26 protein-coding genes, 6 tRNA genes and 1 other RNA gene are annotated in these 26,143 nt (G+C 68.0%); 22 read left to right on the forward strand and 11 right to left on the reverse strand.

The window, feature by feature from the left end:
* Positions 1 to 58: 58 nt before the first annotated feature.
* The 7 genes from lon (at position 59) to ACZ0AE_RS04335 (ending at position 6,177) form a co-directional block, all read left to right on the forward strand.
* Positions 59 to 2,524 carry an endopeptidase La gene (gene lon / locus ACZ0AE_RS04305; RefSeq protein WP_038690143.1) on the forward strand — a complete coding sequence of 822 codons (2,466 nt, stop codon included), beginning with the start codon at positions 59 to 61 and terminating at the stop codon, positions 2,522 to 2,524.
* A 205-nt stretch (positions 2,525 to 2,729) separates the two neighbouring features.
* Positions 2,730 to 3,002 (forward strand): HU family DNA-binding protein, encoded by a 273-nt coding sequence (locus tag ACZ0AE_RS04310; RefSeq protein ID WP_038690141.1) that lies wholly within the window; start codon positions 2,730 to 2,732, stop codon positions 3,000 to 3,002.
* A gap of 11 nt (positions 3,003 to 3,013) precedes the next feature.
* Positions 3,014 to 3,088, forward strand: a tRNA-Val gene (locus tag ACZ0AE_RS04315).
* 27 nt (positions 3,089 to 3,115) lie between these two features.
* Positions 3,116 to 3,192 (forward strand) — tRNA-Asp (locus ACZ0AE_RS04320).
* A 113-nt stretch (positions 3,193 to 3,305) separates the two neighbouring features.
* Positions 3,306 to 3,382, forward strand: a tRNA-Asp gene (locus ACZ0AE_RS04325).
* A 90-nt stretch (positions 3,383 to 3,472) separates the two neighbouring features.
* A tRNA-Asp gene (locus tag ACZ0AE_RS04330) sits at positions 3,473 to 3,549 on the forward strand.
* A 654-nt stretch (positions 3,550 to 4,203) separates the two neighbouring features.
* Positions 4,204 to 6,177: a peptidyl-prolyl cis-trans isomerase gene (locus tag ACZ0AE_RS04335; RefSeq protein ID WP_038690140.1), complete on the forward strand. Its 1,974-nt coding sequence runs from the start codon at positions 4,204 to 4,206 to the stop codon at positions 6,175 to 6,177.
* A gap of 403 nt (positions 6,178 to 6,580) precedes the next feature.
* Here ACZ0AE_RS04335 and ACZ0AE_RS04340 read toward each other — a convergent pair whose 3' ends face one another.
* Both ACZ0AE_RS04340 and gloB read right to left on the reverse strand, forming a co-directional pair.
* Positions 6,581 to 7,810 carry a lytic transglycosylase domain-containing protein gene (locus ACZ0AE_RS04340; protein WP_038690138.1) on the reverse strand — a complete coding sequence of 410 codons (1,230 nt, stop codon included), beginning with the start codon at positions 7,808 to 7,810 and terminating at the stop codon, positions 6,581 to 6,583.
* Complete coding sequence (gene gloB, locus ACZ0AE_RS04345) at positions 7,807 to 8,574, reverse strand: hydroxyacylglutathione hydrolase (RefSeq protein ID WP_448133111.1); 768 nt, start codon at positions 8,572 to 8,574, stop codon at positions 7,807 to 7,809. Before gloB ends, ACZ0AE_RS04340 begins: the two co-directional genes overlap by 4 nt.
* Positions 8,575 to 8,585: 11 nt before the next feature.
* Between gloB and ACZ0AE_RS04350 the strand changes: the two genes are divergently transcribed.
* The 3 genes from ACZ0AE_RS04350 to dnaQ are packed head-to-tail and all read left to right on the forward strand — an operon-like array spanning position 8,586 to position 10,424.
* Positions 8,586 to 9,230: a methyltransferase domain-containing protein gene (locus ACZ0AE_RS04350; RefSeq protein WP_447592175.1), complete on the forward strand. Its 645-nt coding sequence runs from the start codon at positions 8,586 to 8,588 to the stop codon at positions 9,228 to 9,230.
* Between the two features lie 11 nt (positions 9,231 to 9,241).
* A complete protein-coding gene (gene rnhA / locus ACZ0AE_RS04355) occupies positions 9,242 to 9,694 on the forward strand; it encodes a ribonuclease HI (protein WP_038692460.1) in 453 nt (150 codons plus the stop codon).
* Between the two features lie 4 nt (positions 9,695 to 9,698).
* Positions 9,699 to 10,424, forward strand: coding sequence for a DNA polymerase III subunit epsilon (gene dnaQ / locus ACZ0AE_RS04360; protein WP_137190911.1), 726 nt, complete (start codon positions 9,699 to 9,701; stop codon positions 10,422 to 10,424).
* A 123-nt stretch (positions 10,425 to 10,547) separates the two neighbouring features.
* Here the strand turns inward: dnaQ and ACZ0AE_RS04365 are convergent, their stop codons facing one another.
* Positions 10,548 to 11,252, reverse strand: a complete 705-nt coding sequence (locus ACZ0AE_RS04365; RefSeq protein ID WP_038690130.1) for a PP2C family protein-serine/threonine phosphatase — start codon at positions 11,250 to 11,252, stop codon at positions 10,548 to 10,550.
* A gap of 169 nt (positions 11,253 to 11,421) precedes the next feature.
* On the opposite strand from ACZ0AE_RS04365, the gene ACZ0AE_RS04370 reads away from it, so the two are divergent.
* Together ACZ0AE_RS04370 and ACZ0AE_RS04375 are read left to right on the forward strand one after the other, a co-directional pair.
* Positions 11,422 to 11,512: transfer RNA gene (locus ACZ0AE_RS04370), tRNA-Ser, on the forward strand.
* 303 nt (positions 11,513 to 11,815) lie between these two features.
* A complete protein-coding gene (locus tag ACZ0AE_RS04375; RefSeq protein ID WP_038690128.1) occupies positions 11,816 to 12,217 on the forward strand; it encodes a DUF6165 family protein in 402 nt (133 codons plus the stop codon).
* Between the two features lie 62 nt (positions 12,218 to 12,279).
* Here ACZ0AE_RS04375 and ACZ0AE_RS04380 read toward each other — a convergent pair whose 3' ends face one another.
* On the reverse strand, positions 12,280 to 13,329 hold the full coding sequence (locus ACZ0AE_RS04380; protein ID WP_463600460.1) for a glycosyltransferase family 9 protein: 1,050 nt from the start codon (positions 13,327 to 13,329) through the stop codon (positions 12,280 to 12,282).
* Positions 13,330 to 13,350: 21 nt separating this feature from the next.
* Between ACZ0AE_RS04380 and ACZ0AE_RS04385 the strand changes: the two genes are divergently transcribed.
* The 3 genes from ACZ0AE_RS04385 to ACZ0AE_RS04395 are packed head-to-tail and all read left to right on the forward strand — an operon-like array spanning position 13,351 to position 15,274.
* Positions 13,351 to 14,100: a 3-deoxy-D-manno-octulosonic acid kinase gene (locus ACZ0AE_RS04385; RefSeq protein ID WP_038690124.1), complete on the forward strand. Its 750-nt coding sequence runs from the start codon at positions 13,351 to 13,353 to the stop codon at positions 14,098 to 14,100.
* On the forward strand, positions 14,100 to 14,867 hold the full coding sequence (locus ACZ0AE_RS04390; RefSeq protein WP_463600461.1) for an MBL fold metallo-hydrolase: 768 nt from the start codon (positions 14,100 to 14,102) through the stop codon (positions 14,865 to 14,867). Before ACZ0AE_RS04385 ends, ACZ0AE_RS04390 begins: the two co-directional genes overlap by 1 nt.
* Positions 14,868 to 14,869: 2 nt before the next feature.
* Positions 14,870 to 15,274: a nuclear transport factor 2 family protein gene (locus ACZ0AE_RS04395; RefSeq protein WP_463600462.1), complete on the forward strand. Its 405-nt coding sequence runs from the start codon at positions 14,870 to 14,872 to the stop codon at positions 15,272 to 15,274.
* Between the two features lie 103 nt (positions 15,275 to 15,377).
* Here ACZ0AE_RS04395 and ffs read toward each other — a convergent pair.
* Together ffs and ACZ0AE_RS04405 are read right to left on the reverse strand one after the other, a co-directional pair.
* An RNA gene (gene ffs, locus ACZ0AE_RS04400) (signal recognition particle sRNA small type) lies at positions 15,378 to 15,474 on the reverse strand.
* A gap of 133 nt (positions 15,475 to 15,607) precedes the next feature.
* Positions 15,608 to 16,000, reverse strand: coding sequence for a hypothetical protein (locus ACZ0AE_RS04405; protein WP_038690120.1), 393 nt, complete (start codon positions 15,998 to 16,000; stop codon positions 15,608 to 15,610).
* Between the two features lie 218 nt (positions 16,001 to 16,218).
* Here ACZ0AE_RS04405 and ACZ0AE_RS04410 point away from each other — a divergent pair, with 218 nt between their 5' ends.
* Entirely contained in the window at positions 16,219 to 16,536 is a 318-nt protein-coding gene (locus ACZ0AE_RS04410) for a DMT family transporter (protein ID WP_448133117.1), read from the forward strand.
* A 66-nt stretch (positions 16,537 to 16,602) separates the two neighbouring features.
* Here the strand turns inward: ACZ0AE_RS04410 and ACZ0AE_RS04415 are convergent, their stop codons facing one another.
* On the reverse strand, positions 16,603 to 17,055 hold the full coding sequence (locus tag ACZ0AE_RS04415) for a GNAT family N-acetyltransferase (RefSeq protein ID WP_463600463.1): 453 nt from the start codon (positions 17,053 to 17,055) through the stop codon (positions 16,603 to 16,605).
* Between the two features lie 100 nt (positions 17,056 to 17,155).
* Here ACZ0AE_RS04415 and ACZ0AE_RS04420 point away from each other — a divergent pair, with 100 nt between their 5' ends.
* Both ACZ0AE_RS04420 and ACZ0AE_RS04425 read left to right on the forward strand, forming a co-directional pair.
* On the forward strand, positions 17,156 to 17,845 hold the full coding sequence (locus ACZ0AE_RS04420) for a hypothetical protein (RefSeq protein WP_463600464.1): 690 nt from the start codon (positions 17,156 to 17,158) through the stop codon (positions 17,843 to 17,845).
* Positions 17,846 to 17,982: 137 nt separating this feature from the next.
* The gene (locus tag ACZ0AE_RS04425; RefSeq protein ID WP_463600465.1) at positions 17,983 to 18,684 is read left to right on the forward strand and encodes a hypothetical protein; all 702 of its coding nucleotides are present in this window, start codon (positions 17,983 to 17,985) and stop codon (positions 18,682 to 18,684) included.
* Positions 18,685 to 18,805: 121 nt separating this feature from the next.
* Here the strand turns inward: ACZ0AE_RS04425 and ACZ0AE_RS04430 are convergent.
* Positions 18,806 to 18,898: transfer RNA gene (locus tag ACZ0AE_RS04430), tRNA-Ser, on the reverse strand.
* 135 nt (positions 18,899 to 19,033) lie between these two features.
* Between ACZ0AE_RS04430 and dnaX the strand changes: the two genes are divergently transcribed.
* The 4 genes from dnaX to ACZ0AE_RS04450 all read left to right on the forward strand — a co-directional run bounded on the left by dnaX (position 19,034) and on the right by ACZ0AE_RS04450 (position 22,540).
* Positions 19,034 to 21,004 (forward strand): DNA polymerase III subunit gamma/tau, encoded by a 1,971-nt coding sequence (gene dnaX / locus ACZ0AE_RS04435; protein ID WP_463600466.1) that lies wholly within the window; start codon positions 19,034 to 19,036, stop codon positions 21,002 to 21,004.
* A 6-nt stretch (positions 21,005 to 21,010) separates the two neighbouring features.
* A complete protein-coding gene (locus ACZ0AE_RS04440; protein WP_038690110.1) occupies positions 21,011 to 21,331 on the forward strand; it encodes a YbaB/EbfC family nucleoid-associated protein in 321 nt (106 codons plus the stop codon).
* 99 nt (positions 21,332 to 21,430) lie between these two features.
* Positions 21,431 to 22,030, forward strand: coding sequence for a recombination mediator RecR (gene recR, locus ACZ0AE_RS04445; protein WP_038690108.1), 600 nt, complete (start codon positions 21,431 to 21,433; stop codon positions 22,028 to 22,030).
* Between the two features lie 150 nt (positions 22,031 to 22,180).
* The gene (locus ACZ0AE_RS04450; protein ID WP_141057369.1) at positions 22,181 to 22,540 is read left to right on the forward strand and encodes a histidine triad nucleotide-binding protein; all 360 of its coding nucleotides are present in this window, start codon (positions 22,181 to 22,183) and stop codon (positions 22,538 to 22,540) included.
* Between the two features lie 183 nt (positions 22,541 to 22,723).
* Here the strand turns inward: ACZ0AE_RS04450 and ACZ0AE_RS04455 are convergent, their stop codons facing one another.
* From ACZ0AE_RS04455 to ACZ0AE_RS04465, 3 genes are read right to left on the reverse strand one after another with little or no spacing between them, the layout of a single operon-like run.
* Complete coding sequence (locus ACZ0AE_RS04455) at positions 22,724 to 23,248, reverse strand: Slp family lipoprotein (protein WP_038690103.1); 525 nt, start codon at positions 23,246 to 23,248, stop codon at positions 22,724 to 22,726.
* On the reverse strand, positions 23,245 to 25,194 hold the full coding sequence (locus ACZ0AE_RS04460) for a transglutaminase TgpA family protein (protein WP_463600467.1): 1,950 nt from the start codon (positions 25,192 to 25,194) through the stop codon (positions 23,245 to 23,247). The genes ACZ0AE_RS04455 and ACZ0AE_RS04460 overlap by 4 nt, the downstream gene beginning before the upstream one ends.
* A complete protein-coding gene (locus ACZ0AE_RS04465) occupies positions 25,187 to 26,143 on the reverse strand; it encodes a DUF58 domain-containing protein (protein ID WP_447592202.1) in 957 nt (318 codons plus the stop codon). The genes ACZ0AE_RS04460 and ACZ0AE_RS04465 overlap by 8 nt, the downstream gene beginning before the upstream one ends.

A 26,143-nucleotide genomic window follows, 5' to 3' on the forward strand; every position in this document is an offset into this window, starting at 1 on the left:
TTTTTTGTATCCGGGCGAGGCGCCCGGAGGCCATCCCCACTGTTCCACTGGAGCCCACATGGCCCGTTCCCCAACTGAGACTCTCGACCTGCCGGTACTGCCGCTGCGTGACGTGGTGGTGTTCCCGCACATGGTCATTCCGCTGTTTGTCGGCCGCGACAAGTCCATGCACGCGCTGGAACAGGCGATGGCGGCGGACAAGCGCATCCTGTTGCTGGCGCAGAAGTCGGCCGAGACCGACGATCCCACCGCCGCCGACCTGTACCAGGTGGGCACGCTGGCCCAGGTGCTGCAGCTGCTGAAGCTGCCCGATGGCACCATCAAGGTGCTGGTCGAGGGCCTGTCGCGGGTCAACGTCACCCAGGTGACCGAGCGTGACGGCGCGCTGCAGGGCATCGCCACCGAAATCGAATCGGACGAGTCGCGCGAGCCGCGCGAGATCGAAGCGATCGCCCGCTCGCTGATGTCGCTGTTCGAGCAGTACGTCAAGACCAACCGCAAGCTGCCGCCGGAACTGCTGCAGACCCTGGCCGGCATCGATGAACCCGCGCGCCTGGCCGACACCATCGCCGCGCACATCAGCGTGCGCCTGGCCGACAAGCAGCGCCTGCTGGAAACCCTGCAGATCGGCGACCGGCTGGAAATGCTGGTGGGCCTGGTCGACGGCGAAATCGACGTGCAGCAGATGGAAAAGCGCATCCGCGGCCGCGTGAAGTCGCAGATGGAAAAGAGCCAGCGCGAGTACTACCTCAACGAGCAGATGAAGGCCATCCAGAAAGAACTGGGTGACCTGGACGATGCGCCCGGCGAGCTGGACGAACTGGCCCGCAAGATCGCCGAGGCGGGCATGCCCAAGCCGGTGGAAACCAAGGCCAAGGCCGAGCTCAACAAGCTCAAGCAGATGTCGCCGATGTCCGCTGAAGCGGCGGTCGTGCGCAACTACCTGGACTGGCTGCTGGGCGTGCCGTGGAAGAAGCGCACCAAGGTGCGCAAGGACCTCAAGGCCGCGCAGGACACGCTGGATGCCGATCACTTCGGCCTGGACAAGGTCAAGGACCGCATCCTGGAATACCTGGCGGTGCAGTCGCGCGTGAAGCAGATGAAGGGCCCGATCCTGTGCCTGGTCGGCCCGCCCGGTGTGGGCAAGACCTCGCTCGGCCAGTCCATCGCCAAAGCGACCAACCGCAAGTTCGTGCGCATGAGCCTGGGCGGCGTGCGCGACGAGGCCGAAATCCGCGGCCACCGTCGCACCTATGTCGGTTCCATGCCGGGCCGCATCGTGCAGAACCTTAACAAGGTGGGCAGCAAGAACGCGCTGTTCGTGCTGGACGAAATCGACAAGATGTCGATGGACTTCCGTGGCGATCCGTCGTCGGCGCTGCTGGAAGTGCTGGATCCCGAGCAGAACAACGCGTTCAACGACCACTACCTGGAAGTGGACCTGGACCTGTCCGAAGTGATGTTCGTGGCGACCTCCAACTCGCTCAACATTCCCGGCCCGCTGCTGGACCGCATGGAAGTGATCCGCATCCCCGGCTACACCGAGGATGAAAAGCTCAACATCGCCATGCGCTACCTGGTGCCCAAGCAGCTCAAGGCCAACGGCCTGAAGCCGGAGGAACTGGAGATCGAGGCTGACGCCATCCAGGACATCGTGCGCTACTACACGCGCGAATCGGGCGTGCGCAACCTCGAGCGCGAAGTGGCCAAGATCTGCCGCAAGGTGGTCAAGGAAATCGCGCTGGCCGGCCCGGCCGGTCTGCCCAAGCCGGCCAAGGCCAGCAAGAAGGCCGGTGCGAAGAAGAAGGCGTTGGTTGTGGTCACCGGCAAGAACCTGGACAAGTATCTGGGCGTGCGCCGGGTCGATTTCGGTCGCGCCGAGGAACAGAACGAGATTGGCCTGGTCACGGGCCTGGCCTGGACCGAAGTGGGCGGCGACCTGCTGCAGATCGAATCGACCCTGGTCCCGGGCAAGGGCCAGCTGATCCTGACCGGCCAGCTGGGCAACGTGATGAAGGAATCGGCCTCGGCCGCCCTGTCGGTGGTGCGTTCGCGCGCCGAGCGGCTGGGCATCGACAACGAGTTCCTGCAGAAGCACGACGTGCACGTGCACGTGCCCGACGGCAGCACCCCCAAGGACGGCCCGAGTGCCGGCATCGCGATGGTGACGTCGCTGGTGTCCACGCTGACCAAGGTGCCGATCCGGGCCGAAGTGGCGATGACCGGCGAGATCACCCTGCGTGGCCGCGTCACGGCGATCGGCGGGCTGAAGGAGAAGCTGCTGGCCGCGCTGCGTGGCGGCATCACCACGGTGATCATCCCCGAGGAGAACCGCAAGGACCTGGCGGACATCCCGGCCAACGTTACCCGTGATCTGAAGATCATCCCGGTGAAGTGGATCGAAGAAGTGCTGGACCTGGCCCTGGAGACCCCGCTCACCCCGAAGAAGGCCAAGAAGGATGGGGCGCGCGTCACAGTGCGCGGCAAGAGCAAGACAGCTTCCAACACGCGCGTCAAGCATTGACGTGTGCTGTCGAAATGCCCGAAACCCGCGTCGTTATTGGCTTTTCAGCTTGCGCGGGTAGGGGTCCACTGGTATAAAAGCACCACTCGCGAGTCAGTACGCACTGACGTCGGCGAATCGAGAACTTCACTGGCATCCGGCCGCAGTCTGGGTCGGATGCTTCACTGTCGAACATGCGGAATCCCCGCCAAAGGAGCTGTACAGAATGAACAAGACCGAATTGATCGACGCCGTTGCCGAGGCCGCCGACCTGACCAAGGCCGAGTCCAACCGCGCCGTCGATGCCGTCATCGCTTCCATCACCAAGGCCCTGAAGGGCGGTGACGCTGTGACGCTGGTGGGCTTCGGTACGTTCCAGGTTCGCGCGCGTGCTGCCCGCACCGGCCGCAACCCGAAGACCGGCGACACCATCAAGATCGCTGCATCGAACAATCCGTCGTTCAAGGCTGGCAAAGCCCTGAAGGATGCCGTAAACTAAGCGGCTTGCTGGGGTGCTTAGCTCAGCGGTAGAGCGTCTCCTTTACACGGAGAGGGTCGGGGGTTCGAAACCCTCAGCACCCACCACAGCACCGCAGTAAACGTTTGAGATTTGGAGCGGTAGTTCAGCTGGTTAGAATGCTGGCCTGTCACGCCGGAGGTCGCGGGTTCAAGTCCCGTCCGCTCCGCCAGTTTCAAGAAGGCCCCTGAGCAATCGGGGGCCTTGTTTTCTCCGCCGATGGTAGAGCTGACCGTTGGTCAGCTGGTAAAGCAGACCGTTGGTCGGCTGAAAAAGTTAAAATGCGGAGCGGTAGTTCAGCTGGTTAGAATGCTGGCCTGTCACGCCGGAGGTCGCGGGTTCAAGTCCCGTCCGCTCCGCCAGTTTTAAAAAAATCCTCGAAAAAAGCAGTCATCGGGGTAGGTTTTCTGAATATCTTCGGATAGAATGAGCGCCTGCAAAGTTTCAAGCGCGGAGCGGTAGTTCAGCTGGTTAGAATGCTGGCCTGTCACGCCGGAGGTCGCGGGTTCGAGTCCCGTCCGCTCCGCCAATCTTTGAAGAGCCCCTGGTGCAAACCAGGGGCTTTTTTTTTGGTTTTTCTCCCCGCGGACGGGAACGTCGTGTTGCAACGCCCGGCGCAGATGGCGTGCATCCGTGCACGTGCGTCTTGGTTGTCCAGGCGACGGTGTGGATCGGGGGCGCGGCTCCGTTCGGGACTACTGCGAGCGTGAGGGCCCCGCAGCGGCCGGCAGGCCCCTGGCGCAAATGTCCCCCGGCCTGGCGGCCTCCTCCTTTATTTTGCCCAGGAGCCTACCGGCCGCTACGGGGCTCGGCATGCGGACAGCCCCGGAGCGAGGCATCTCTGGCTCCCGTTGGTGGGTCGGGTGCTGGGCCCCATGCCCTTGGAGGCGAAATAAAGGAGGAGGGGGCGGCCGCAGGCCGACGCCGGGGGACATTCGCCGGAAAGGGCATGGGGCCCAGTGCCCGATCCACCAACAGCCGCTGGCAGAAGAAACAGTTCTGTGTGCCGCGGCGGCGTCAACCGCGTCGCGGCCAGCGGCCCCTGCCGGGATCGGTGTGATGGCGACATCCGGCGGCCCGCAGCCGTTGCGATGGCGGCGCCGCGCCTGCCCGCGATGGTTTTGGAGCCACGCCGGAAGCGGGTTACACTGCCCGGCTCGCCACTCAGGCCATGATTTTTCCCATGCTGCAGAAACTTCGCGACAAGACCTCGGGCTGGATCGTTACCGTGATCCTGGGGCTGCTGATGATTCCGTTCCTGTTCGTGATCGACTCCAGCTACCTCGGTGGCGTGGGTGCGCAGAACGTGGCCAAGGTGGCGGCACCGCCGACCTGGTGGCGCTCGGCGCCGTCGTGGTGGCCGATGTCGTTCCTGTGGCAGCACCACGAGATCAGCTCGCAGGATTTCCGCGTGCGTTTCGAACAGGCCCGCCAGCAGGCGCGCCAGGAGCAGGGCGAGAACTTCGACCCGCGCGAGTTTGAAAGCACCGAAAACAAGCTCGCCGTCCTGGACCAGATGATCGACGAACAGGTCGTGCGCCTGGCCGGTGAACAGTCCGGTATCGTCATCGGCGACAACGCCGTGCGCGAATACATCGCCGCGATCCCGGCCTTCATCGGCGCGGACGGCAAGTTCAACGACAACCAGTATCGCCTCGCGCTGGCCGGTGGCAATCCGCCGCGTACCCCGACCCAGTTCGAGGCTCTCGTGCGCGAAAGCATCCAGCAGTCGGTGATTCCGTCAGCGCTGCAGGTGTCCGGTTTTGCCACCGCCGCCGAAGCCGAGCGCCTGCTCAAGCTGCTGGGCGAAACCCGCGACGTCGAACTGGCCGCGCTGCCGGAACTGCCGGCCGACACCGCCGAGGTCACCGACGCGCAGATCAAGCAGTGGTACGACAGCCACACCAAGGATTTCCGCCAGCCGGAAACCGTGTCGCTCGAATACGTCGAAATCAACGGTGCGAACCTGCCGGCGGCCGCCCCGGCCGACGAAGCCGCCCTGCGCAAGCGCTATGAAGACGAGAAGGCGCGGTTTGCCACCCCGGAACAGCGCCTGGCTTCGCACATCCTGATCGCCGCCGATGGCAGCGACCCGGCCAAGCTCAAGGCCGCCGAAGAGAAGGCCACCCGCATTGCCGCCGACGCGCGCAAGCCCGGTGCCGATTTCGCCGCACTGGCCAAGGCCAACTCCGAAGACCCCGGTTCCAAGGAACACGGTGGCGATCTGGGGTGGGTCGAGCGTGGCGCAATGGTGAAGCCGTTCGAGGACGCGCTGTTCAACATGCAGGCCGGCGAAGTGACCGGGCCGGTCAAGACCGACTTCGGTTACCACGTGCTGCTGCTGCGCGAAAAGAAGGGCGGCGAAGGCCGTCCGTTCGAAGCGGTGCGCGACCAGCTCGCCGCCGAGGCACTCAAGGCCGACAACGAGCGTGCGTTCACCGACCTGAGCGGCCGCCTGGTCGACTTGGTGTACAAGAACCCGACCTCGCTGGAAGGCCCGGCCAAGGACATGGGCCTGCCGGTCCAGACCCTGGGGCCGTTCACCCGCACCACCGCCAGTGGCATCGCGGCCAACCCGGCCGTGCTGCGCGCCGCGTTCTCCGACGTGCTCACCCAGGACGGCACCGTCAGCGATCCGATCGAGCTGGAGCCGAACCACACCGTGATGATCCGCGTCACCGATCACAGCCCCGAGCAGGCGATGCCGCTGGCCAAGGCGCGTGAACAGGTGATTGCCGCCATCCGTGGCGAGCGTGTCCGTGTGGCGTCGGAGAAGGCCGCCGATGCGGTGCTGGCCAAGCTCAAGGCCGGCCAGACCCTGCAGGCCCTCACCGTCAGCGACAAGCTGCAGGTGACCCCGCTGCCGGGCCTGCCGCGTACCCAGCCGGTGCCGACCCCGGAAATCAACCGCGCCGTGTTCACCGCGGCACTGCCGGCCGACGGCAAGCCGAGCTACGGCAAGGTCGCCATGCAGGGCCGTTACCTGGTCTTTGCGGTGAACAAGGTCAATCCGGCCAACCTGGCCGAGATCCAGCCGGAGCAGAAGAAGGCCTTCACCGATCAGCTCAACCAGATCGATGGCATGGCCGCCGCCAAGGCCTACATCGACGCGATGCGCAAGCATTACAAGGTGCAGACCGAAGAGGCGAACCTGTAACCGATCCGGTTGCAGTGGCAGCAGAAGGCCCGGCATTGCCGGGCCTTCTGCGTTATGGGCAGGCCCGAAGGCCGATCCGTCACCGGCGGCGGTCATGCGCCGCCGCCGCGCCTTGGGCCGAGGTTGGTGGGCGGCCGGGGCGCACGGCGGCCGAGGCTGGATCCATCGCGGCGCAACCTGTCGGCCGCACCTGATGGCTCGCACGCTCGCTATCCCGGTAGGGTCGCGCCCCAGCCGGCTGCAGACCCAGCCGATCAGCGCGATGTCGGCATGACCCGAACCGGCGCTGCCGTCCGCGGCAGACCCGCACCATGCCGGGCGCCGGAAACGACGATGCCCGGCAAGGCCGGGCATCGTAGGTACCGCATCGAACCGATCAGGCCGGCCGGGCCGGCGCGTCGTATCAATCTTCCACGCGCAACACCGCCCCCGGCTTCAGCACGCTGCTGCCGGTAAGCCCGTTCAGCGACAACAGCGCCTTGAGCGGCATGCCGTAGCGGCGCGCGATGGTCCACGGCGACTCGCCGTCGCGCACGGTGTGGCGGCGGTTGCGCGGCCGGTCGGCACTGCTGGCCACGGTCCGGGCCGCGCGCGCGGTCGGCGCAGTGGCCTTGGCGGCCGGCGCGGTCTCGGTGCGGTCCGGGGACTCCACGGCGGCCACGGCGGCCATCACGGCTGCGCTGGCGTCGACCGGCGCGTGCGTGGCCGGTGCCAGCACCGTCACCTGGCCGCTGGGGCGGCCCTTGCCGCTCGCCAGTGCCGGGTTGAGCCGGGCAATCCGCGCCGGGTCCAGCGAGCGCTGTGCGGCCCACTGCTGGACGCTGGTGCCCGCGGGCAGGGTGTGGCCCTTCAGCACCGGCACCGTGCGGTCCAGCGAGGCCATCACGCCTGGCTTGGTTTCGGCGTTTTCCAGCACACAGGCCAGGGCGTGCAGCTTCTCGACGTAGGCATAGGTGATCGGCGACAGCCCCGGCAATTCGGCCGGGCGCGCGTTCTGCGCGTTCATGCCGGCCTTGCGCAGCGATTGCAGCACCCGGTACTCGCCGGCGTTGTAGGCCATGGTGGCCAGGCGCCAGTCGCCCCCGAACATGCCGTGCAGGGTCTTGAGGTAACGCACCGCGGCCTGGGTGGAATCCACTGCGGACAGGCGACCGTCGTAGCCCGGGGTCATCTGTACGCGGTGGTTCTTGGCGGTGGTGGCGATGAACTGCCACAGCCCGGCGGGACCGCTGCCATTGCGGGCATTGGGCCGGTAGCCGCTTTCCACGAACGGAATCAGCGCGAATTCGGTGGGCAGGTTGGACCGGCGCAGTTCTTCGACCACGTAGCCAAACAGCACCAGGGCATCGTCATCGGTATTGGCCAGCCGTGACGGGGCATGCGCGAACTGCTTCTGCCACCGCGGGCTGGTGGCCTCGGCGTTGCAGGTGGGTTCGGCCAGGCCATCGCGGAAGCTGGCGAAGATTTCCTGCCCGTTGCGCACCGATACCGGCGGCAGGGCGGCGGGGTCCAGGGGCAGCTGGGAGAGCCCGGCCACGTTCTGCGACATTCCCGCACTCAACGACTGGGCGCTCGCGCCACCGGCCAGGGACAGCGCCAGGCCGAGCGCGAGCGGCAACAATCGCCGGCTCATGTACCGAATCCGTCTTTCCAGCCGCGCAAGCCTGCGACGACATCGACTTCATCGGTGACGGGGCGACCCAGGTGGGCACTGACGGCCTGCTGGATCGACGGCGTTCCGGTACGCAGGAACGGATTGCAGTGGAGCTCGCTGGCCAGTGACACGGGCAGCGTAGGACGGTCATCGCGGCGCATGGCCAGGGCCTCCTCATGGCGCTGCAGCAACGCAGCGTTGGTGGGGTCGACATGCCGCGCGAAGACGGCATTTGACACGGTGTATTCGTGCCCGCAGCACAACAGCAGGTGCGGGGGCAGGGACGCCAGCTTCTGCAGGGATGCCAGCAGCTGGGACGGCGTACCTTCGAACATGCGGCCACAGCCCAGGCTGAACAACGCATCGCCACTGAAAAGATGTTCAGCGGTGTGAAACGCGATGTGGAACCGGGTGTGGCCGGGCACGGATACTACGTGGAACCTTTGGCCTGCTGCCTGAATGCATTCACCTTCAGCCACCCGGTGGGTAGCCATCGGGATGCGCGGATCGTCGGGTGCATACACCGCAAGCCCCGGATACCGGGCCTGCAGGGCCGCCACGCCGCCGATGTGGTCGTTGTGGTGGTGGGTGAGCAGAATCGCGGTGGGGGTCCATCCCTGCTGCGTTGCGGCAGCCAGGACGGGGGCGGCGTCGCCGGGGTCGACCACGACCGCCTGGCCGTCGTCGGCGACCAGCGCCCAGATGTAGTTGTCCGCAAATGCGGGTAGGGCAGTGAGTCGCATAGAATTGGACCATGCCCGCCACGCCGAGCCCCCGTCAAGCGTCAGTCGCATCCTGGTTTGATACTGAACCGGCACATGTGCTGTGCCAGTTGGAGTTCCAGTGGCTGACGCCGTTGCTGGCCGAGCGCCCGGTCACCCCATGGTTGTGGGTGGCGCCCACGGCCGCCTGGGCGGCCCTGCCGGACCTTCCCGGGCGCGGCCTGCGCCTGCACCGCGACGGCGCAGGCTTTGCCGGCGACACCCGCTGTGGCCTGCCCCTGCCGTTGCCGGACGAGAGCGTCAACGCCATCGTGCTGCAGCACGTGACCGCACGCGATGCCGAGCAGCTGATCGGCGAGTGCGAGCGGGTGCTGATGCCGGGCGGGCGGTTGTGGCTGTCCACGCTCAATCCGTTCAGCCCGTACCGCCGCCAGTGGCGCCAGCACGGCCTGGTGGTGCGCAGCCCGCAACGGTTGCGGCACACCCTGGAGCAGGCGGGCCTGACCTGTGACGGGCTGAGCTACCTGGGACCGATGTGGCGTGACCGCGCCCCGGGCCAACGCAGCTTCGCGCCGCTGCGGGCGGCCTGCCTGTTCACCGCCGAGAAACGCACCCCGGCCCTGCCGGGACCTACGCCACTGCCGGTCCGTCGATGGCACGGCACCGTGGCGACCTGATCTGGACTGCAATGAAAACAATTGAAATACACACCGACGGTTCCTGCCTCGGCAATCCCGGCCCCGGCGGCTGGGCGGCCTTGCTGCGTTACAAGGCGCAGGAGCGCGAACTCAGCGGCGGTGAAGCACATACCACCAACAACCGGATGGAGCTGATGGCGGCCATCTCCGGGCTGGAAGCGTTGACCGAGCCGTGCAACATCGTGCTCTACACCGACTCGCAGTACGTTCGCCAGGGCCTGACCCAGTGGATGCCGGGCTGGATCCGCAAGAACTGGAAGACCGCCGGCGGCGACCCGGTCAAGAACCGCGAACTGTGGGAACGCCTGCATGCGGCCACGCTGATGCATACCATCGACTGGCGCTGGGTGAAGGGCCATTCCGGCGACCCCGACAATGAACGCGTGGACCAGCTGGCGCGCGACGCCGCGGTCCGGATCCGCGCCGCCGGCCCGGTACACTGAGCCCATGCGTCAGATCATCCTTGATACCGAAACCACCGGCCTGGAATGGCGGAAGGGCAACCGCATCGTCGAAATCGGCTGTGTGGAACTGCTTGAACGCCGTCCCAGCGGCAACAACTACCACCAGTACATCAAGCCGGACTGCGAATTCGAACAGGGCGCGCAGGAAGTCACCGGGCTGACCCTGGAGTTCCTGGCCGACAAGCCGGTGTTCGCCCAGATCGCCGAGGAGTTCCTCGCCTTCATCGACGGCGCCGAGCTGATCATCCACAACGCCGCCTTCGACATCGGCTTCCTCGACAACGAGCTGTCGTTGCTGGGCGACCAGTACGGCAAGATCACCGACCGCTGCACGGTGGTCGATACGCTGAAGATGGCGCGCGAGCGCTTCCCCGGCCAGCGCAACTCGCTGGACGCGCTGTGCAAGCGGCTCGGCGTGGACAACGCGCACCGCCAGCTGCACGGCGGCCTGCTCGATGCGCAGATCCTGGGCGATGTCTACATCGCACTGACCTCCGGCCAGGAGGAAATCGGCTTTGGTTCGGCCGATGACGGGCAGCGCGGCACCGCGCATGCGCAGGCCTTCGATACCTCACGCCTGCTGCCGCGCCCGCGCGTGGTTGCCACGGCGTCCGAGCTGGAGGCGCACGAAGCGCGGCTGGCCAAGCTGCGCAAGAAGGCCGGCCATGCCATCTGGGATGGGCCGAAGGTGGAAGAGGCGGTGGCGTAAATGCATCGCGACCAACGGTCGCGATCCACACAACGGTCCTGATCCACCGACCGTGATGCACCGGCCGTCGTGATCCACGCAATGAACCGGTAGGTCACGACCGTTGGTCGTGACCGGGGTCAATCAATGGCACCGCACCAGAATCACGGTGATGTTGTCCGACCCGCCGCCATCCAGCGCGGCCGCCACCAGCGTGTCCACGCATTCCTGCGCGCTGGCGTCATCGAAGGCCAGGGTGCGGGCGATGCCGGTGTCCTCCACTTCCTCGGTCAGCCCGTCGCTGCACAGCAGCAACTGCATGCCCGGGCGCAGTTCGCCGGTGGTGGTGGCCACATTCAGGTGCGCCGGGTCGGTAACCCCCAATGCCTGGGTCACCACGTTGCGGTGCGGGTGCGCGCGCGCCTGCTCGGCGGTCAGGTTGCCCTGGGCCACCATTTCCTGCACCACGCTGTGGTCCTGGCTGAGCTGGGCCAGCTGGCCGTCGCGCCACAGGTAGGCGCGGCTGTCGCCGACCCAGGCCACTTCGTACCGGTTGCCCTGGACCCGCGCGGCCACCACGGTGGTGCCCATCGGCAGGCTGTCGTTGCGGCGGCGCGAGGTGCGGATGATCTCCTCATCGGCCACCCGGATGGCGTGCGCCAGCGTGGCGCCGTGGCGGATCTCGCGCACGATGGTCTCGCGCGCCAGCGCGCTGGCCACTTCGCCGCAGGCGTGCCCGCCCATGCCATCGGCCACCAGCCACAACGCCAGTTCGCCATCGCCGTAGTAGGTGTCCTCGTTGAGGTCACGGCGCAGGCCGGGGTGGGTGAGATGTCCGAATTCGATCATGGGTGGGCTGCAGCCAAAGGGGCGTTGCGGGGGATAACGGCATGATCGCGGCCCGCCGGACATCCGGCAAGGCATCCATACAGAAGAAATTCACTTCGCCGGTGCGGAATGACTTGTCGTCAGCGCGTCCTGCCCGTATCATTCGCGTCCCGGTTCGCCGGGACCATCTGGAGAGGTGGCAGAGCGGTTGAATGTACCTGACTCGAAATCAGGCAGGCGTTTATAGCGCCTCGGGGGTTCGAATCCCCCCCTCTCCGCCAGACACAAAGAAAAAGGGCTGCCCGTTGGGCGGCCCTTTTTCTTTGTGTCTGGCGCGGGATGCGACGGCGCTGCGCGCCGTCGCCCCAAACGCTGCTGTGCAGCGTTTGGGCCCGGTCCCTTTGCCTGCCTCTCCCCGCCCCTGTCGGGGCAGCCCCTCAACAGAGGGGCTTGTGCCTTGGTTCGGGTTGCGCGCCAACGGAGACACTGCCGAACGCGAAGGCAGGAGCAACGGCTGACAACCGCTGACCTGCGTTCCACGCCACGTCCGTTAAACTGGCGGCCACCTGTAACGGATGGCCCCCATGACCGCTGAAATCCTTGTTCCCGTGTCCTTTGGCGAGCTGCTGGACAAGATCTCGATCCTGCAGATCAAATCCGAGCGCATCGACGATGCGGCCAAGCTGGCCAACATCCACGCCGAGCTGAGCGCGCTGGACAAGACCTGGATGGCGCACCCGGCCGCGGTGAAGGACATCGCGCGCCTGCGTGCCGACCTGAAGGCGGTCAACGAGCGTCTGTGGGACATCGAGGACAACATCCGCCTGCAGGACAAGGCGCAGGCCTTCAACGAGGACTTCGTCGCGCTGGCCCGCAGCGTGTACCTGCAGAACGACGAGCGCGCCCGCATCAAGAAGGCCATCAACCTGGCGCTGGGCTCGAGCTACGTGGAAGAGAAGTCGTACAAGGATTACGCGGCCCGGTAGTGCCGGCCGCTGGCCGGCAACCCCGCATCGCCTGACGTCGGAGGACGTTCCCGGCCAACCGATTACCCGGGCCGGTGATCGGCCACGTAGCGCTCGAACGCCGCAACCCCGTCCTCCACCGTGATCAGCTGCATCACGTCGTCGAACTCCACCTTCGCGCCCCACTTCAGTTCGCTGGCTGGCTTGCCCAGGAATTTGCGCGCGGCATCGTCGTAACGGTCCACGCAGTAGCGCCGGTCGGAGTAGGGGCCGCTGCGGTGCGGGTTGCTGGCCGCGTGCAGGCCCAGCACCTTGGTGCCCATGGCGTTGGCGATGTGCATCGGGCCGGAGTCCGGGGTCATCACCAGCGCGGCACGCGCCAGCAGCGCCGGCAGCTGCTTCAGCGTGTCCTTGCCCACCAGGTCCAGCGCCGGGGTAGTCAGCTGGGCCAGGATGGCATCGCTCATGCCGCGCTCCAGTTCACTGCGGCCCCCGCACAGCACCACCCGCCAGCCGCGCGCGGTGGCATGGTTGGCCACGGCGGCGTAGCGGTCGGCGTACCAGTTGCGGCGCACATGGCTGGAGCAGGGCGAGATCATCAGCACCGGGCGGCCGTCGTCCTGCCACTGTGCCTGCGCCCATTCCACCGCGGCAGGCGGCACCGCCAGATCCCAGCTGACCTGCTGCTGGACGATGCCCAGCGGCTCGCTGAAGCTGCCGATCGCGTCCAGCACGTGGATGCCGGGGCGGTCGGGAATGCGTTCGTTGATGAAAAGCCCGTGAAGGTCCTTCGAGCGTGCCTTGTCGTAGCCGATGCGGCGCACGGCCGGCACGAACGCCGACAGCACATTGGCGCGGAAGGCCACCTGCATCTGCAGCAGCGCCTCGAAACGGCCGGGCGGGAAGGTCGCCTTCAGCGCCCGCATGCCGGCCAGGCCGGTCTTCTTGTCGTAGGGGTGGAAGACCACGCCGGGCAGGCCGTCGAGCAGTTTGTGCCCGGCCTTGTCGATGATCCAGTGCAGCGGCGTGCCCGGCCTGGCCTGCTGCAGGGTCCGCACCAGCGGCACCACGTGGGTGACATCGCCCAGGGCGGACAAACGCAAAAGACACAAGGAAGAGGACGTTGGTGCCATGGTGTTGTTAGACTCGAAGGAATGGTCGCATTCGACGCCAATGAAGCGCTGACGCCCTGCCGTGATGGACGCGGACTGGGTGCCATTCTGTTCGACCGCGAACGGCTGCGGCAAGCCGAGATCGAGTTGTTCTCGCCGGCCCACTGGGCCGAGCGGGCGCGGCCGGTCGGTGATGGCGGCCGCGGTGGTGCCTGGTTCGTGGATGCGCCGTTCGGCCAATGCGTGCTGCGCCAGTACCTGCGCGGCGGCATGGCGGCCAAGCTGAGCCGCGACGCCTACCTGTGGCGCGGCGCCGACCGCACCCGCAGTTTTGCCGAATTCCGCCTGATGCGCGCCCTGCGCGCGCTGAAGCTGCCGGTACCGCGCCCGATCGCCGCGTTCTACATGCGCGAGGGCATGCGCTACCGCGCCGCCATCCTGATGGAGCGGCTGGAGGGCGTGCGCTCGCTGGCCGATCGCGCGCTGGTCGCCGGGCGCGGCGCCCCGTGGGAGGAAACCGGCCGGCTGGTCGCGCGCTTCCATCGCGCCGGGCTGGACCACGCCGACCTCAACGCACACAACATCCTGTTCGATGCCAACGGCCACGGCTGGTTGATCGACTTCGACCGCGGCGTGCAGCGCATTCCGGCCACGCGCTGGCGCGAGCGCAATCTCAAACGCCTGCTGCGGTCGCTGCTCAAGCTGCGCGGCGAGCGCAGCGTGGAAGACGTGGAAAAAGACTATGCACGGCTGCGCCGCGCCTACGACCTGGCCTGGAACCGGGGCTACTGATGGACTGGGCACTGCGCTTCATGGGGGTCGGCAATGCGTCGGCCGTGCAGCTGGGCTCGCCGATGGCGGTGATCGAGCGTGACGGCCGGCCGTGGCTCACCATCGACTGCGGTGGCGAAGGCCTGACCGCCTTCCTGGCGCAGTATGGGCAGGTGCCGCAGGCGCTGTTCGTCACCCATGTGCACCTGGACCACGTGGCCGGTTTCGAGCGGTTGTTCGTGGATGCGTATTTTTCGCCGCACCGGCGCGGGCGCATCCGCGTGTACGTGCCGGCCACGGTGGTGCCGCTGCTGCACAAGCGCGTGGCCGACTATCCCAACGTGCTGGCCGAGGGCGGCGCCAACTTCTGGGACGCCTTCCAGCTGATCGTGGTGGGCGATGCGTTCTGGCACGACGGGGTGCGCCTGGAAGTGTTCCCGGTGCGCCACCACTGGCCGGAAACCGCCTATGGCCTGCGCCTCAAGGGCGCGGTGACCTGGAGCGGCGATACCCGCCCGATTCCGGAAATGCTGGCCCGCTACGCCGATGACAACGAACTGATCGCCCACGACTGCGGCCTGCACGGCAACCCGTCGCATACCGGCGTGGACGACCTGGAGCGTGAGTACAGCAGTGCGCTGCAGGCGCGGATGATGCTGTATCACTACGCCAGCGAGGCCGATGGGGCCGCGCTTCGCCAGCGCGGGCATCGCGTGGCGCTGCCGGGCGAGCGTGTGGCGCTGGCCGCGCCGACCGCCCTGCACGTGCTGACGCAGGATCCGCCCTGAGCATGGCGCAGGCGACGGACAGCACCGCGCTTGCCGCCCATCTGGAAGCGCTCGAACGCGCCCTGCATGATCCGGTGGTGCGTGCCGATGCCGCGCGCCTGGACGCACTACTCGATCCGGAGTTCAGTGAAATCGGCAGCTCGGGCACCTGTTACGGGCGCGCTGCCGCGCTGGCTGAGATTCCCGCCGAGCGCGCCGTGGTGGAGATCATCTCCGACGACTACCGCGTTTCCCTGCTGGCCCCGACCGTGGCGCAGGTGCGCTATTGCAGCTGGTATGTGGTCGACGGTGTGCGCCAGCGCGCGGTGCTGCGCAGTTCGCTGTGGCGGCTGCACGATGTGGGGTGGCGCGTGCTGTTCCACCAGGGCACGCCCGGCGTAGAGCCGACCGTTGGTCGGCTGACGTAATCATCCGGGGAGCTGAGGGCAGCCGACCAACGGTCGGCTCTACGGATCAGCCGACCAACGATCGGCGCTACGCGCGCGATGGCAGGGGCCCAAAAAGGTGGCGGCCCCGCCGGCTGACCTCGGCGCCCGCGTCGATCGATACCGTTGCTGCCTTCCGGCCCTGGCGGGATTTTCGACCTAGCGTCGCGAGGGGCCGACGGGGCCACCATAGAGACGTTCCAGACACCGGGTGATCAAAATCAGCGGGTGCCGGAGGTGCAGTGCAGGGACAGCCCCGCAGTGCAGTCGCGCATTCTAGCGCATGCGCCGCGTGCAGTGCCAGCGGCGCGCCACTCAGCCGTCACGCTGCCACAGCAGCTGCAGGTCGCCATCGACGAAGCCCAGCCCGATGCCCTGCACCTGCGCGGTCAGGCGCGGGCCGAAGCGGGGCGTGGCCAGGGCCTGGAGCAACGCGGTGTGCAGCGCGGTCAGGCAATCTTCCCAGTGGTGGCCGGTCAGCGAATACGGCACTTCGATTTCGCGGACCTCCGGTGCCCAGACTTCATCACAGGCCCAGTCAGGATCCTGTGCATCGAAACGGTCGGTACCGACCAGTTCGATGCAGAAGCCGGCATCGTCGCCCGCCGCACCTTCGCTGAGGTTGAATGACAGGCCCACCACCGCGTCGGGGAGTGGCGACTGCAGCGCTTGTTCCAGCCAAGGGGCGAGCGTCGAATCAAGCGTCATGCGGGCCTTCCTGTGCCAGGGCGGGTCAGGATGCCATGCCTGCCGAGCGTCCGTGTGGCTGAATCGGCGGTAGCCGGGGGCTGAACCCCGCGAAAAGCGCCGGGCATGCAGGTGCCGGCCATGGTCCGGCGTTGCTAGAATCGCCGCAGGAGGAACGGCCTCCCCCGCAGCGGGACACACTGACCAGGACGGCCTGGCCCCTATCAAAGGAGGGCCACATGGCCTGGATCTATCTGTTGGCAGCCGGCGTACTGGAAATTGTCTGGGCGTTCGCGATGAAGCAGTCCGACGGCTTCAGCAAGCTCACCCCCAGCATCATCACCGTGGTCACCATGATCGCCAGTTTCTGGCTGTTGTCGCTGGCCATGCGCACCTTGCCCCTGGGCACCGCGTACACGATCTGGACCGGTATTGGCGCAGTGGGGGCGTTCATCATCGGCATCACGTTCCTGGGCGAGCAGGTGAGTGCGATGCGTATCGCCGCGGCGGTGCTGATCGTGAGCGGGCTGGTGCTGATGAAGCTGTCGAGCACCTGAGTCCACGCGGTAGCGGCGAGGGCGCCACGCCCTGCGTGGTGGCCCTGCGCGCATACCTTTCGGCGTTCAACCCAGCGACAGCACGCATTGCATGTCCACCGCGTCCAGGCCCGGGCCGTGGCCATCGGTCACGACCCGGGTGATGCCGAATCCCAGTGCGCTGTAGAAGTCGCAGGTGTGCTGGCTGGTGCTAAGCACCACGCGGCGCGCGCCACGTGCGCGTGCCTGCTGCAGGCGCGCCTGCGCCAGCTCACGGCCCAACCCCTGCCGGTGCACGGTGTGGTCGACCATGCCCCAGCAGAACGCGGCGGTCAGCGCATCGTCCATCGCCAATCCGCCGCAGGCCACCACCCGGTCGCTGCGTTCGATCACCAGATAGTCCGCAGCGCGCGCAGGCTGCTGCAGGTAGGTGGAAAAATCCGCACGTTCATGCGCGCCGAAGAAGCGCGGCACATTGCCATCGAAGATGGCCAGGCAGGCGGGTGCATCGGCGGCGGTGAAGGCGCGGATCGTGGACATGGGACGGCTGGCAGTGGCGGGGTAGCGCGACTGTGCCACGGAACCCGCTGTTGGTCCGCCGCGCTACCATCGGGGCGGACAGGTGAGGCAGGAGGCCGGAATGTTCAGAGCGAAGATCGCCGCATGCGTCGTGCTGGCGTCGTCGGTGTCGGGGTGCACGTACGTGGTCAAGGACACGGCCGTGGTCTGCGACACGGTCGGTCACGCGCCGGCACAGGCGACGCTGCCGGCGATGGCGGGGCAGCCGGCACGCCGCATCGCGCTGGTGCTGGACTACTGGCTGGTGGAGACCGCGCCGGGCCAGGCAGACAACGTGGTATGGCTGGCGTTGAGTGCGAGCAATGAAGGGCGGCGGCGCTACGACACGCGCCGGCACGGCCCGTACGCGCCAACCGTGTGGGGCCCGGGCGAAGCGCCGGTACCGCTGTGGTATTCCTCGGCGGGGGCGTACCTGGTCCGCGAAGACGGCCAACGCATCGCCGCCGATCCGGCGTTGTATCGCGGTTTCAGCACGGCATTGAGCGCCCGCCAGCGCCGCCCGGAGCGGTACGACGCGCGCCGGCTCGACCTCAACAGCGATGTCATCTGGGGGCCGCGCCAGGGCGGAGACCTCAACCAGGCCATCATGATCCGCTTCGATATTCCGCCACCGGCGCCGGACGCGCGCTGGACGCTGCATCCGGGCGAGGTGACCGTGGGTGACACCGACGCCGTCGTGGCATTTCCCGCGCGCGGGTTGTGCCTGCGCAAGGGCCATCGCGGCAAGGTGCACTGGAGCATGCTGCCGTGACGCATGCGGATCTGCGTCGCCCGTTGCTATGCTTGCTTCACAGGGAATGGATGCCCACGTCGGGCGTGATGAGGATCATCAACATGTCGCATGCTGCACCCCGTGTCTGCAATGAACCCGCACCTACGGCGCGCCCGATGACGACGCAGCCCGGGCCGATGCGTCTGCGCCTGCTGCGCGGCGCGTTCTATTCAGGCCTGGTGCTGGCCATGGCCGCCTGCCAGCCTGCGCCCGACGTCGCGCAGGACGCGGCATCTACAACGGGCGCTGCGCCCGCATCGTCGCCCGCACCTGGCACTGGTTCGGCGCCGCTCGCATTCAAGGTCGCCACGTTGCCGGTATCGCGTGCACCCTTGGGCCCATTCCCGTATCTGGATCTGCCGCCGGGGTACGTCCGCCAGGACGAGCTCCAGGGCGGATTCGACCGCGTGCCGTTCTGGACCGGCGACCGCGTGGAGTGGGTGGACGGAACGGTGTACTCGACGATGATCCACAGCGACGGCGCGCACGCGTTTTCGCCGGTGGCGCTCAGCCGCCACGTGCAGGCGCGGGTGGAGTCACTGGGCGGCCAGCGCATCTTCAGCGGGACGTTGCCTGCCGAGGCGTCCGGCGCGATCGGCAACAGCAAGGCAGCGGTCACCTATGTGGGCGGGCTGGGGGACATCTACAACGCCCCGGCCCAGACCTTTGTGATCCATCGTGCCGACCGGGATATCTGGGTGCACCTGGGCGAATCCGGCGATGCCGCGGGCCTGCTGGTGGTGGAAACCCGGCCGGTACAGGTCACCGGCGGTGGCCGGCCCCTGGATGCATTGAAGCGGGAGCTGGGCAAGGGGTAGAGCCAACCCATGGGTGGCTGCAGGCCGGGAAGCGAAGCCACCCATGGGGTGGCTCGACCGGGGATTCTTTTGCGTCGCGCAAACAAAAAGGCCGCCCCGTAGGGCGGCCTTTTCATGTGTGTGGCGGAGAGAGGGGGATTCGAACCCCCGAAGCGCGGTTTAGACGCTTACACACTTTCCAGGCGTGCTCCTTCAACCGCTCGGACACCTCTCCGGACCTGCTGCGATAACCCGCTGCAGGGGCGCAGATTCTAGCGGGGGAATTGCATTCGCACAAGCGGTACGCCGCCGGGGCGGGAGGACTGGACAGGCGTGGCACAATGGACGTCCCGATGAAGACGGTGGCCTGATGTCCTATCTCGTCCTTGCCCGCAAGTGGCGTCCGAAGCGTTTTGCCGAGCTGGTGGGCCAGGAACACGTGGTCCGTGCGCTCAGCAATGCGCTGGACAGCGGCCGGGTGCACCATGCGTTCCTGTTTACCGGTACCCGCGGGGTGGGTAAGACCACCATCGCGCGTATCTTCGCCAAATCGCTGAACTGCGAGCAGGGCACCAGCGCCGACCCGTGCGGCCAGTGCCCGGCCTGCCTGGATATCGACGCCGGGCGCTACATCGACCTGCTCGAGATCGATGCCGCGTCCAACACCGGCGTGGATGATGTCCGCGAGGTGATCGAGAACGCCCAGTACATGCCCTCGCGTGGCAAGTACAAGGTCTATCTGATCGACGAAGTGCACATGCTCTCCAAGGCGGCGTTCAATGCGCTGCTGAAGACGCTGGAAGAGCCGCCGGAGCACGTGAAGTTCCTGCTGGCCACCACCGACCCGCAGAAGCTGCCGGTGACGGTGCTGTCGCGCTGCCTGCAGTTCAACCTGAAGCGGCTGGACGAAGACCAGATCCAGGGCCAGATGACCAGGATTCTGGCGGCCGAGGAGATCGAGTCCGACCCGACCGCGATCGTGCAGCTGGCCAAGGCCGCCGACGGCAGCCTGCGTGATGGTCTGTCGCTGCTCGACCAGGCCATCGCCTACGCGGGCGGCGCGCTGCGTGAAGACGTGGTGCGCACCATGCTGGGCACGGTCGACCGTACCCAGGTGGCCGCCATGCTGGACGCGCTGGCCGATGGCGACGGCGTGCGCCTGCTGCAGGTGGTCGCCGCGCTGGCCGAGTTCTCGCCAGACTGGAGTGGCGTGCTCGAGGCGTTGGCCGAGGCCCTGCACCGCATCCAGGTGCAGCAGCTGGTGCCGGGCGCGCAGTCCGACGGCGAGGGTATCGATGCGGCGGCGTTCGCCCAGCGGTTGCGCCCGGAAGTGGTGCAGCTCTGGTACCAGATGGCGCTGGGTGGTCGACGCGACCTGTACCTGGCCCCGAGCCCGCGTGCGGGCTTCGAAATGGCCGTGCTGCGCATGCTGGCGTTCCGCCCGGCTGCCGCGGTACCGCCGGTGCCGCGCGATCCGGGCACCGGCACCGAGGTGAACAACGGCGCTGGCAGCCCCGCCCAGGGCAGCGGCATGGCGGCAGCGCCTGCCGCCGTGGCCGCCGCGCCGGTCGCCCGGGTGGTACCGGCCGCAGCCAGCGTCACCCCGGTGGCCCCGGTGGCCCCGGTAGTTGCGGTGGCGGCCCCTGTGGCTGCCCCGGCCGCCGCGCCGGAACCCGCCCGGCCGACCCCGCCGCCGGCGGCAGAGCCGGCGCCTGAAGACGACCTGCCGCCGTGGCACCAGGCCGGTGCCGAGGAGCGTGACGAGGCGCTGGCCGCCGAACTGGCCAGCCCCGACGCGGCCATGGTGGCACCATGGGAGGCGCCGCCGGCGCGTCCTGCCGCCCCGGCCCCGGCCCCCGTGGTAGCGCCGGCTGCCGTGGCGCGCCCGCAGGGCATCGCCATTGCGCCCTCGGCGCCGGCCGCCGAGGCAGGGGCTGCCGCGCCAATCGCCCTGGCCTCGCCCGAAGCCTGGCTGGAACTGGTCGCCCAGAGCCAGCTCAACGGCCCCTCGCGGCAGCTGGCGGCCCACGCGGCGTTCATCAGTTTTCAGCACGGCATCTTGAAACTGGCGGTATCGCCCGGATTTGAGTACTTGTGTTCGGACCGTTCGCTGGCGGCGCTGACCGATGCGCTGTCCGGCCCGCTGGGGCAGACCCCGCGGATCGTGATCGAACATGGCGACGCCGAGGCCGAAACGCTGCACCAGCGTTCCGACCGCCAGCGTGGCGAGCGGCAACAGGCGGCCGAAGCCGCCTTCATGGCCGACCCGCAGGTGCAGGTGCTTATCCAGCAGCACGGCGCGCGGGTCGTGACCGATTCCATCCGTCCTTTTGATGAGTAACACGACATGCGCGGCAACATCGCCCAATTGATGCAGCAGGCCCAGAAGATGCAGGAAAACCTGCAGAAGGCCCAGGAAGACCTCGCCAAGCTGGAAGTCACCGGCAGCGCCGGCGGTGGCATGGTCAGCGTGACCCTGACCGGCACCAAGGAGTGCCGCAAGGTGCGTATCGATCCGTCGATCCTGGGCGATGCGGAAATGACCGAAGACCTGGTCGCGGCCGCCTTCAACGATGCGTCCAACAAGATCGACGCCGAATCGAAGAACCGCATGGGCTCGGCCACGGCCGGCATGCAGTTGCCGCCGGGCATGAAGCTGCCGTTCTGACCCACCGCAGGTGCCGGGCCCGTGCCCGGTACCGGTGGGGTGACCGCGACGCGAAGCCTTCGGGCTTCGCGCGTTCGTTTCTGAGATGAGCCCATCGCCATGAGCCTGCCCCTGCTCGAACAATTGATCGAGGCCTTCCGTGTGTTGCCGGGCGTTGGCCAGAAGACCGCCCAGCGCATGGCCTACCACGTGCTCGAGCGCGAGCGCGTGGGCGGGCAGAAGCTGGCCGAGGTGCTGGCCAAGGCCATCGAACGTATCGGCCATTGCGTGCAGTGCCGCGATTTCAGCGAGACCGAGACCTGCGCGGTGTGCGCCAACGGCAGCCGTGAGCGGCAGCAGCTGTGCGCGGTGGAATCGCCCGCCGACCGGCTGGCGATCGAGCATGCGACGGGGTTCCGCGGCGTGTACTTCGTGCTGCAGGGGAGGTTGTCGCCGCTGGACGGCGTGGGCCCGCGCGAACTCGGCCTGGACCAGCTGGAGGCCCGCCTGAAACAGGGTGAGGTGCAGGAACTGATCATCGCCACCAGCGCCACGGTGGAGGGCGAAGCCACCGCGCATTACCTGGCGCAGCTGGCACGCGCACACAAGGTGCGCCCCAGCCGGTTGGCGCAGGGCCTGCCGTTGGGCGGCGAACTGGAATACGTGGACCGCGGCACGCTGTCGCACGCCTTCGGCACGCGCACCGAAATCCAGGAATGACCCCGGGCAACCGCGCCGCGCCGACAGGGTAGAGCCGACCGTTGGTCGGCTGGCCGCGCTGACCGCAGCGCCCGTGCACCGCGCCGCACCCGTCGAAACCGGCAGCGCATCCGCGCTACTCTCCTAGCCCGTGTTCCAAAGAGGTGCCCCATGAGCCAAGACACCCTGTTCGGCAAGATCATCCGCCGTGAAATCCCGGCCACTATCGTCTATGAGGACGACGACGTGCTCGGCTTCAAGGACATCGCGCCGCAGGCGCCGGTGCACGTGCTTTTCATTCCCAAGAACGAGGCGATCCCGACCCTGGACGACGTGCAGCCCGCGCAGGCGCACCTGATCGGCAAGCTGGCGCTGGCGGCGGCCGAGTACGCCCGCCGCGAAGGCTTCGCCCAGAACGGCTACCGCATCGTCATGAACTGCCGCGAGGACGCCGGGCAGACCGTGTTCCACATCCACCTGCACCTGCTGGCCGGCGCGCCGCTGGGCCACTTCGGCACGCCGAACGGCTGAGGCACCCCACGCCGACGGCCTCCCGGGGTAGAGCCACCCCATGGGTGGCTGCACGCGATGGTCGATGCCACACCGCGCTGCATCGGCCCGCGGTGGAACAAAAAAGCCGCCCTTGGGCGGCTTTTTTTGCAAGGCGTACCGACCAACGGTCGGCAGCTACCTTTGCGGTCGGTATCTACCCGTTTACCACCAGCCCCAACCGCGGTAGCCCCAGCCCGGGCCCCAGCCCGGACCCCACGGCCCGTACGGGTAGGCCGGCACCACGTCCACCTGGCGCTGTTCCGGCCACAGGTAGATGACATCGGCATCGAGCTTGGGCAGGCGGTAGTCGTACTCGCCGATGCGGGTGTTCTCGTAACCGGCGATCTTGCCGATGAAGGTCACATCACGGCCCGGCTCGAACACGGCCGGGTCGTAGAAGCCGGCGCGGCAGGCGACGAAGCGGCCGTCGCTGGCATCAGCCGAGGTGGTGCTCGGGCGGCCACTGCCGTTGAGCGGGCGCGAGATCATCTGGAAACAGGTCTGGCCCTGCACCGGATTGGTTTCGATGATGCGGCCACCCCAGCGCACCGGGGTACCCACCTGCTGGGTGGGCACCGCATCGCGCGGGCTGACCATGCTGAACTGGCCTTGCAGCGGTTTGGGCGCGGTGGCGCAGGCGGCCAGCGCCAGCGAAGCAGCGAGGGGAAGCAGAATCTGGATCTTCATGGGGATGCTCCGGAGGACGGGCGATGCCTGCGCAGGTCGCGCAATAATGAAGTGAGGTCGACGTCCGCGCCAGCGTAGCGCGCGAGAACGAAACGGCTGCTGAGCGACAACAGCGCCGGGTCGGGCCGCTGCTGGTGGACGCGCTGGGCCCAGCGGTCCGCTGGCTCGGCACTGTCACGCGCCAGGCCAAGCCGGGCGTAGCGCCGCCCCAGCCGGTGCCAGGCGCGCAGCAATGGATCGCGCTCGCGTTCGCCACGGCCCAGCAGCCACGCCATCCAGCCTAGCGTGGCCAGCGCGAAGACCGTGAAAACGGCAATCAGCTGTGCCGGTTCCAGCTTGTCGATGCCCAGCGGGCGCAGCATGCGCTGCTGGCGATCGGCATCGAAGGACAGCACCAGGTCGTTCCAGCCCCGGCGCAGCCAGTCGGTGGCCTGGCCCAGCTGCAGCCAGCGGCTCTGCAGGGTGGCCCCGCCGCCGCCCTGCAGACGGTCTTCCAAGGTGTCGTAGATGCGCTCGGGGGCGACCGCGGCGGTCGGGTCCACGCGTACCCAGCCGCGCTCGGGCAACCACACCTCGGCCCAGGCATGGGCATCCATGCGCCGCACCACCCAGTAGTTGCCGTAGGGGTTGCGCACGCCGCCGGCAAAGCCGGTCACCACGCGTGCGGGAATGCCGGCGTTGCGCATCAGCACCACGAACGCCGAACTGAAGTGCTGGCAGAAGCCGACCTGCTGGTCGAACAGGAACTCGTCCACGCCATCGCGACCGGGCAGCGGCGTGGTCAGGCTGTAGGCGAAGCGGGCACGGATCCAGTCCAGCGCGCGCGCCACGATGGCCGCATCGTTGCTGCCGGCCTCGGCGCGCCACTGCCGGGCCAGCGCGGCCGTGCGCGGATTGAAGCCGTCCGGCAGTTGCAGTGCCTGCTGGCGCTCGTACGGCCGCAGTGCGTCGCGGTAGCGGCTGGGCGGGGCGGACTGCAGGCGCCAGCGGGTCAGGGTGCTCAGGTTGCTGCGGCTGCGCAGGCTGTGGTCGGCATCCAGCGCGCTGCCGGGCGGTGCCTGCAGCGGCAGGTCCAATGCCACCAGCTGGCGGCGGTCGGTGGGCTCGTAATCGATCTGGTAATCCCAGCGCAGCGTGCCCGAGGTGACCGCGGCGGGTGGGCGCTGCCGGGCGTCCTGATCCCGGGTCCAGCTGCGGCCATCGAAGCGGGTCATCACCGGGCCGCGCCAGTAGCGCTGCTCGGGCGCCGGCACCGCGCCGAAGAACGTCACGCGCAGGGCGGGCGCATCGTCGGCCATCAGGTCCAGCCACTGCCCCGGTTCCATGCGGTCGGACAGGCCCGGCTTGCCCACCGCGCGGTCGGGAATGCCCCACAGCGGCTCGCTCAGGCGCGGGAACAGCCAGAACCCGGCCAACGCCAAGGGCAGGCCCAGTGCAACCAGGCGGCCAACGCCGCGCAGTTGGCCGCCCAGGCGCGGGCTGGGCGCTTGGCCTTCGGCATGGGCCAGCCGCTGCAGGGCGAGCAGGGCGGTCAGCGCGGCCAGTACGGCCAGCGCCATGGTCAGCGGCCCCTGGTCGAGCAGGAAGGCGGCGAACGGGGCAAACAGGGCAAACCCGAGCAGGCTGCGGGCATCGCGCAGGCTGCGCAGTTCGCTGGATTTCAGTGCCAGCATGGCCGCCAGCAATGCGCAGCCGGTATCGCGGCCGGGGCGTGCGCCCATCTGCCAGTAAATGGCGGCCAGCATGCACAGCACCAGGGCCAGGCGCAGCACGGCAGGCAGCACGCGTTGGCGGGCCGCCAGGGCGGTCACCAGCGCGACCAGCGCGATGATGGCGGCGAGCAGGTCAGGCAACTGCAGCAGCAGCGGCACCAGGCCGAGCGCGGCGCTGGCCAGGGTCCAACGCCGCGCGCTGGGGCTCAGGGTGGGGGAGGTGGGCTCAGCCATGCGGCATCAGCGCCAGTGCGCGTTGGCACAGGTGGTGGTGGGCGCTGCCATTGCCAGGCCCCAGTATCGGCTGCCCGGGCAACTGCAGGGTGTAGCGGCGGCCATCGCGCTCGGCGAGGTCCACCCAGCGCGCCAGCCGCGCGATGCGTGCTTCGACCGGCAGCGCGGCCAGTTGCCGCCAGTCCAGCAGCACGTCCACGCCCACCGGTTTTTCATACTCGCGCACCAGCAGGGTGTCGCGCCGGGCGGAGTGCTTCCAGGCGATGCTGCGCGGCGGGTCGCCCGCGCGGTAGGGGCGCAGTTGATGCAGCTCATCGCCGCTGGCATGCACGCGGGTATGCAGCGGGTCGCCGCCACTTTCCGGCAGCGCGGGCGCCTGGAGTTCGGGGGCGGCGTAGACCAGCAGCGGCGCGTCGGGCCACACCCACGACCAGGCGCGCACCAGGCCCAGCGGCTGGGTGGTGGAAATGCGGATGCGCGTGAGGTCGAGCCAGCCGCGTCGCACGGTGGGCAGCATCAGGTCCACTTCGATCTGGTCGGTGTCCAGCAGATGGCCGAAGGCCACCGCCTGATCAAGGGCCAGTTCCAGCCCGCGTCGTGCGCGCGCGTCGGGCCGCGACAGGCTGATCCGCAACCGCATCGGCTGGCCGGCATGCACCGGTTCGGCCGACACCGCATCGATCTGCAGACCGGACAACTGCAGGTGCGCGCTGATGGTGCTGGCAATCGCCACGGTGGCCAACAGCAATGCCAGCAGCAATGCCGGGTTGTTGTTGTAGTTCAGCGCGCCCAGCAACATCGCCACCAGCAGGGTGGTCACGAACATGCCGAAGCGGGTGGGCAGCACGTAGATGCGGCGCCGGTCCAGCCGGCGCGGCAACGCTTCGGGCTGCCGTGGCCGCGCCAGCAACTGCAGCTTCTGCCAGCGGTCTCCCCAGCCGCGGCGCAT

This window comes from Stenotrophomonas sp. AC248 (genome assembly GCF_979258185.1).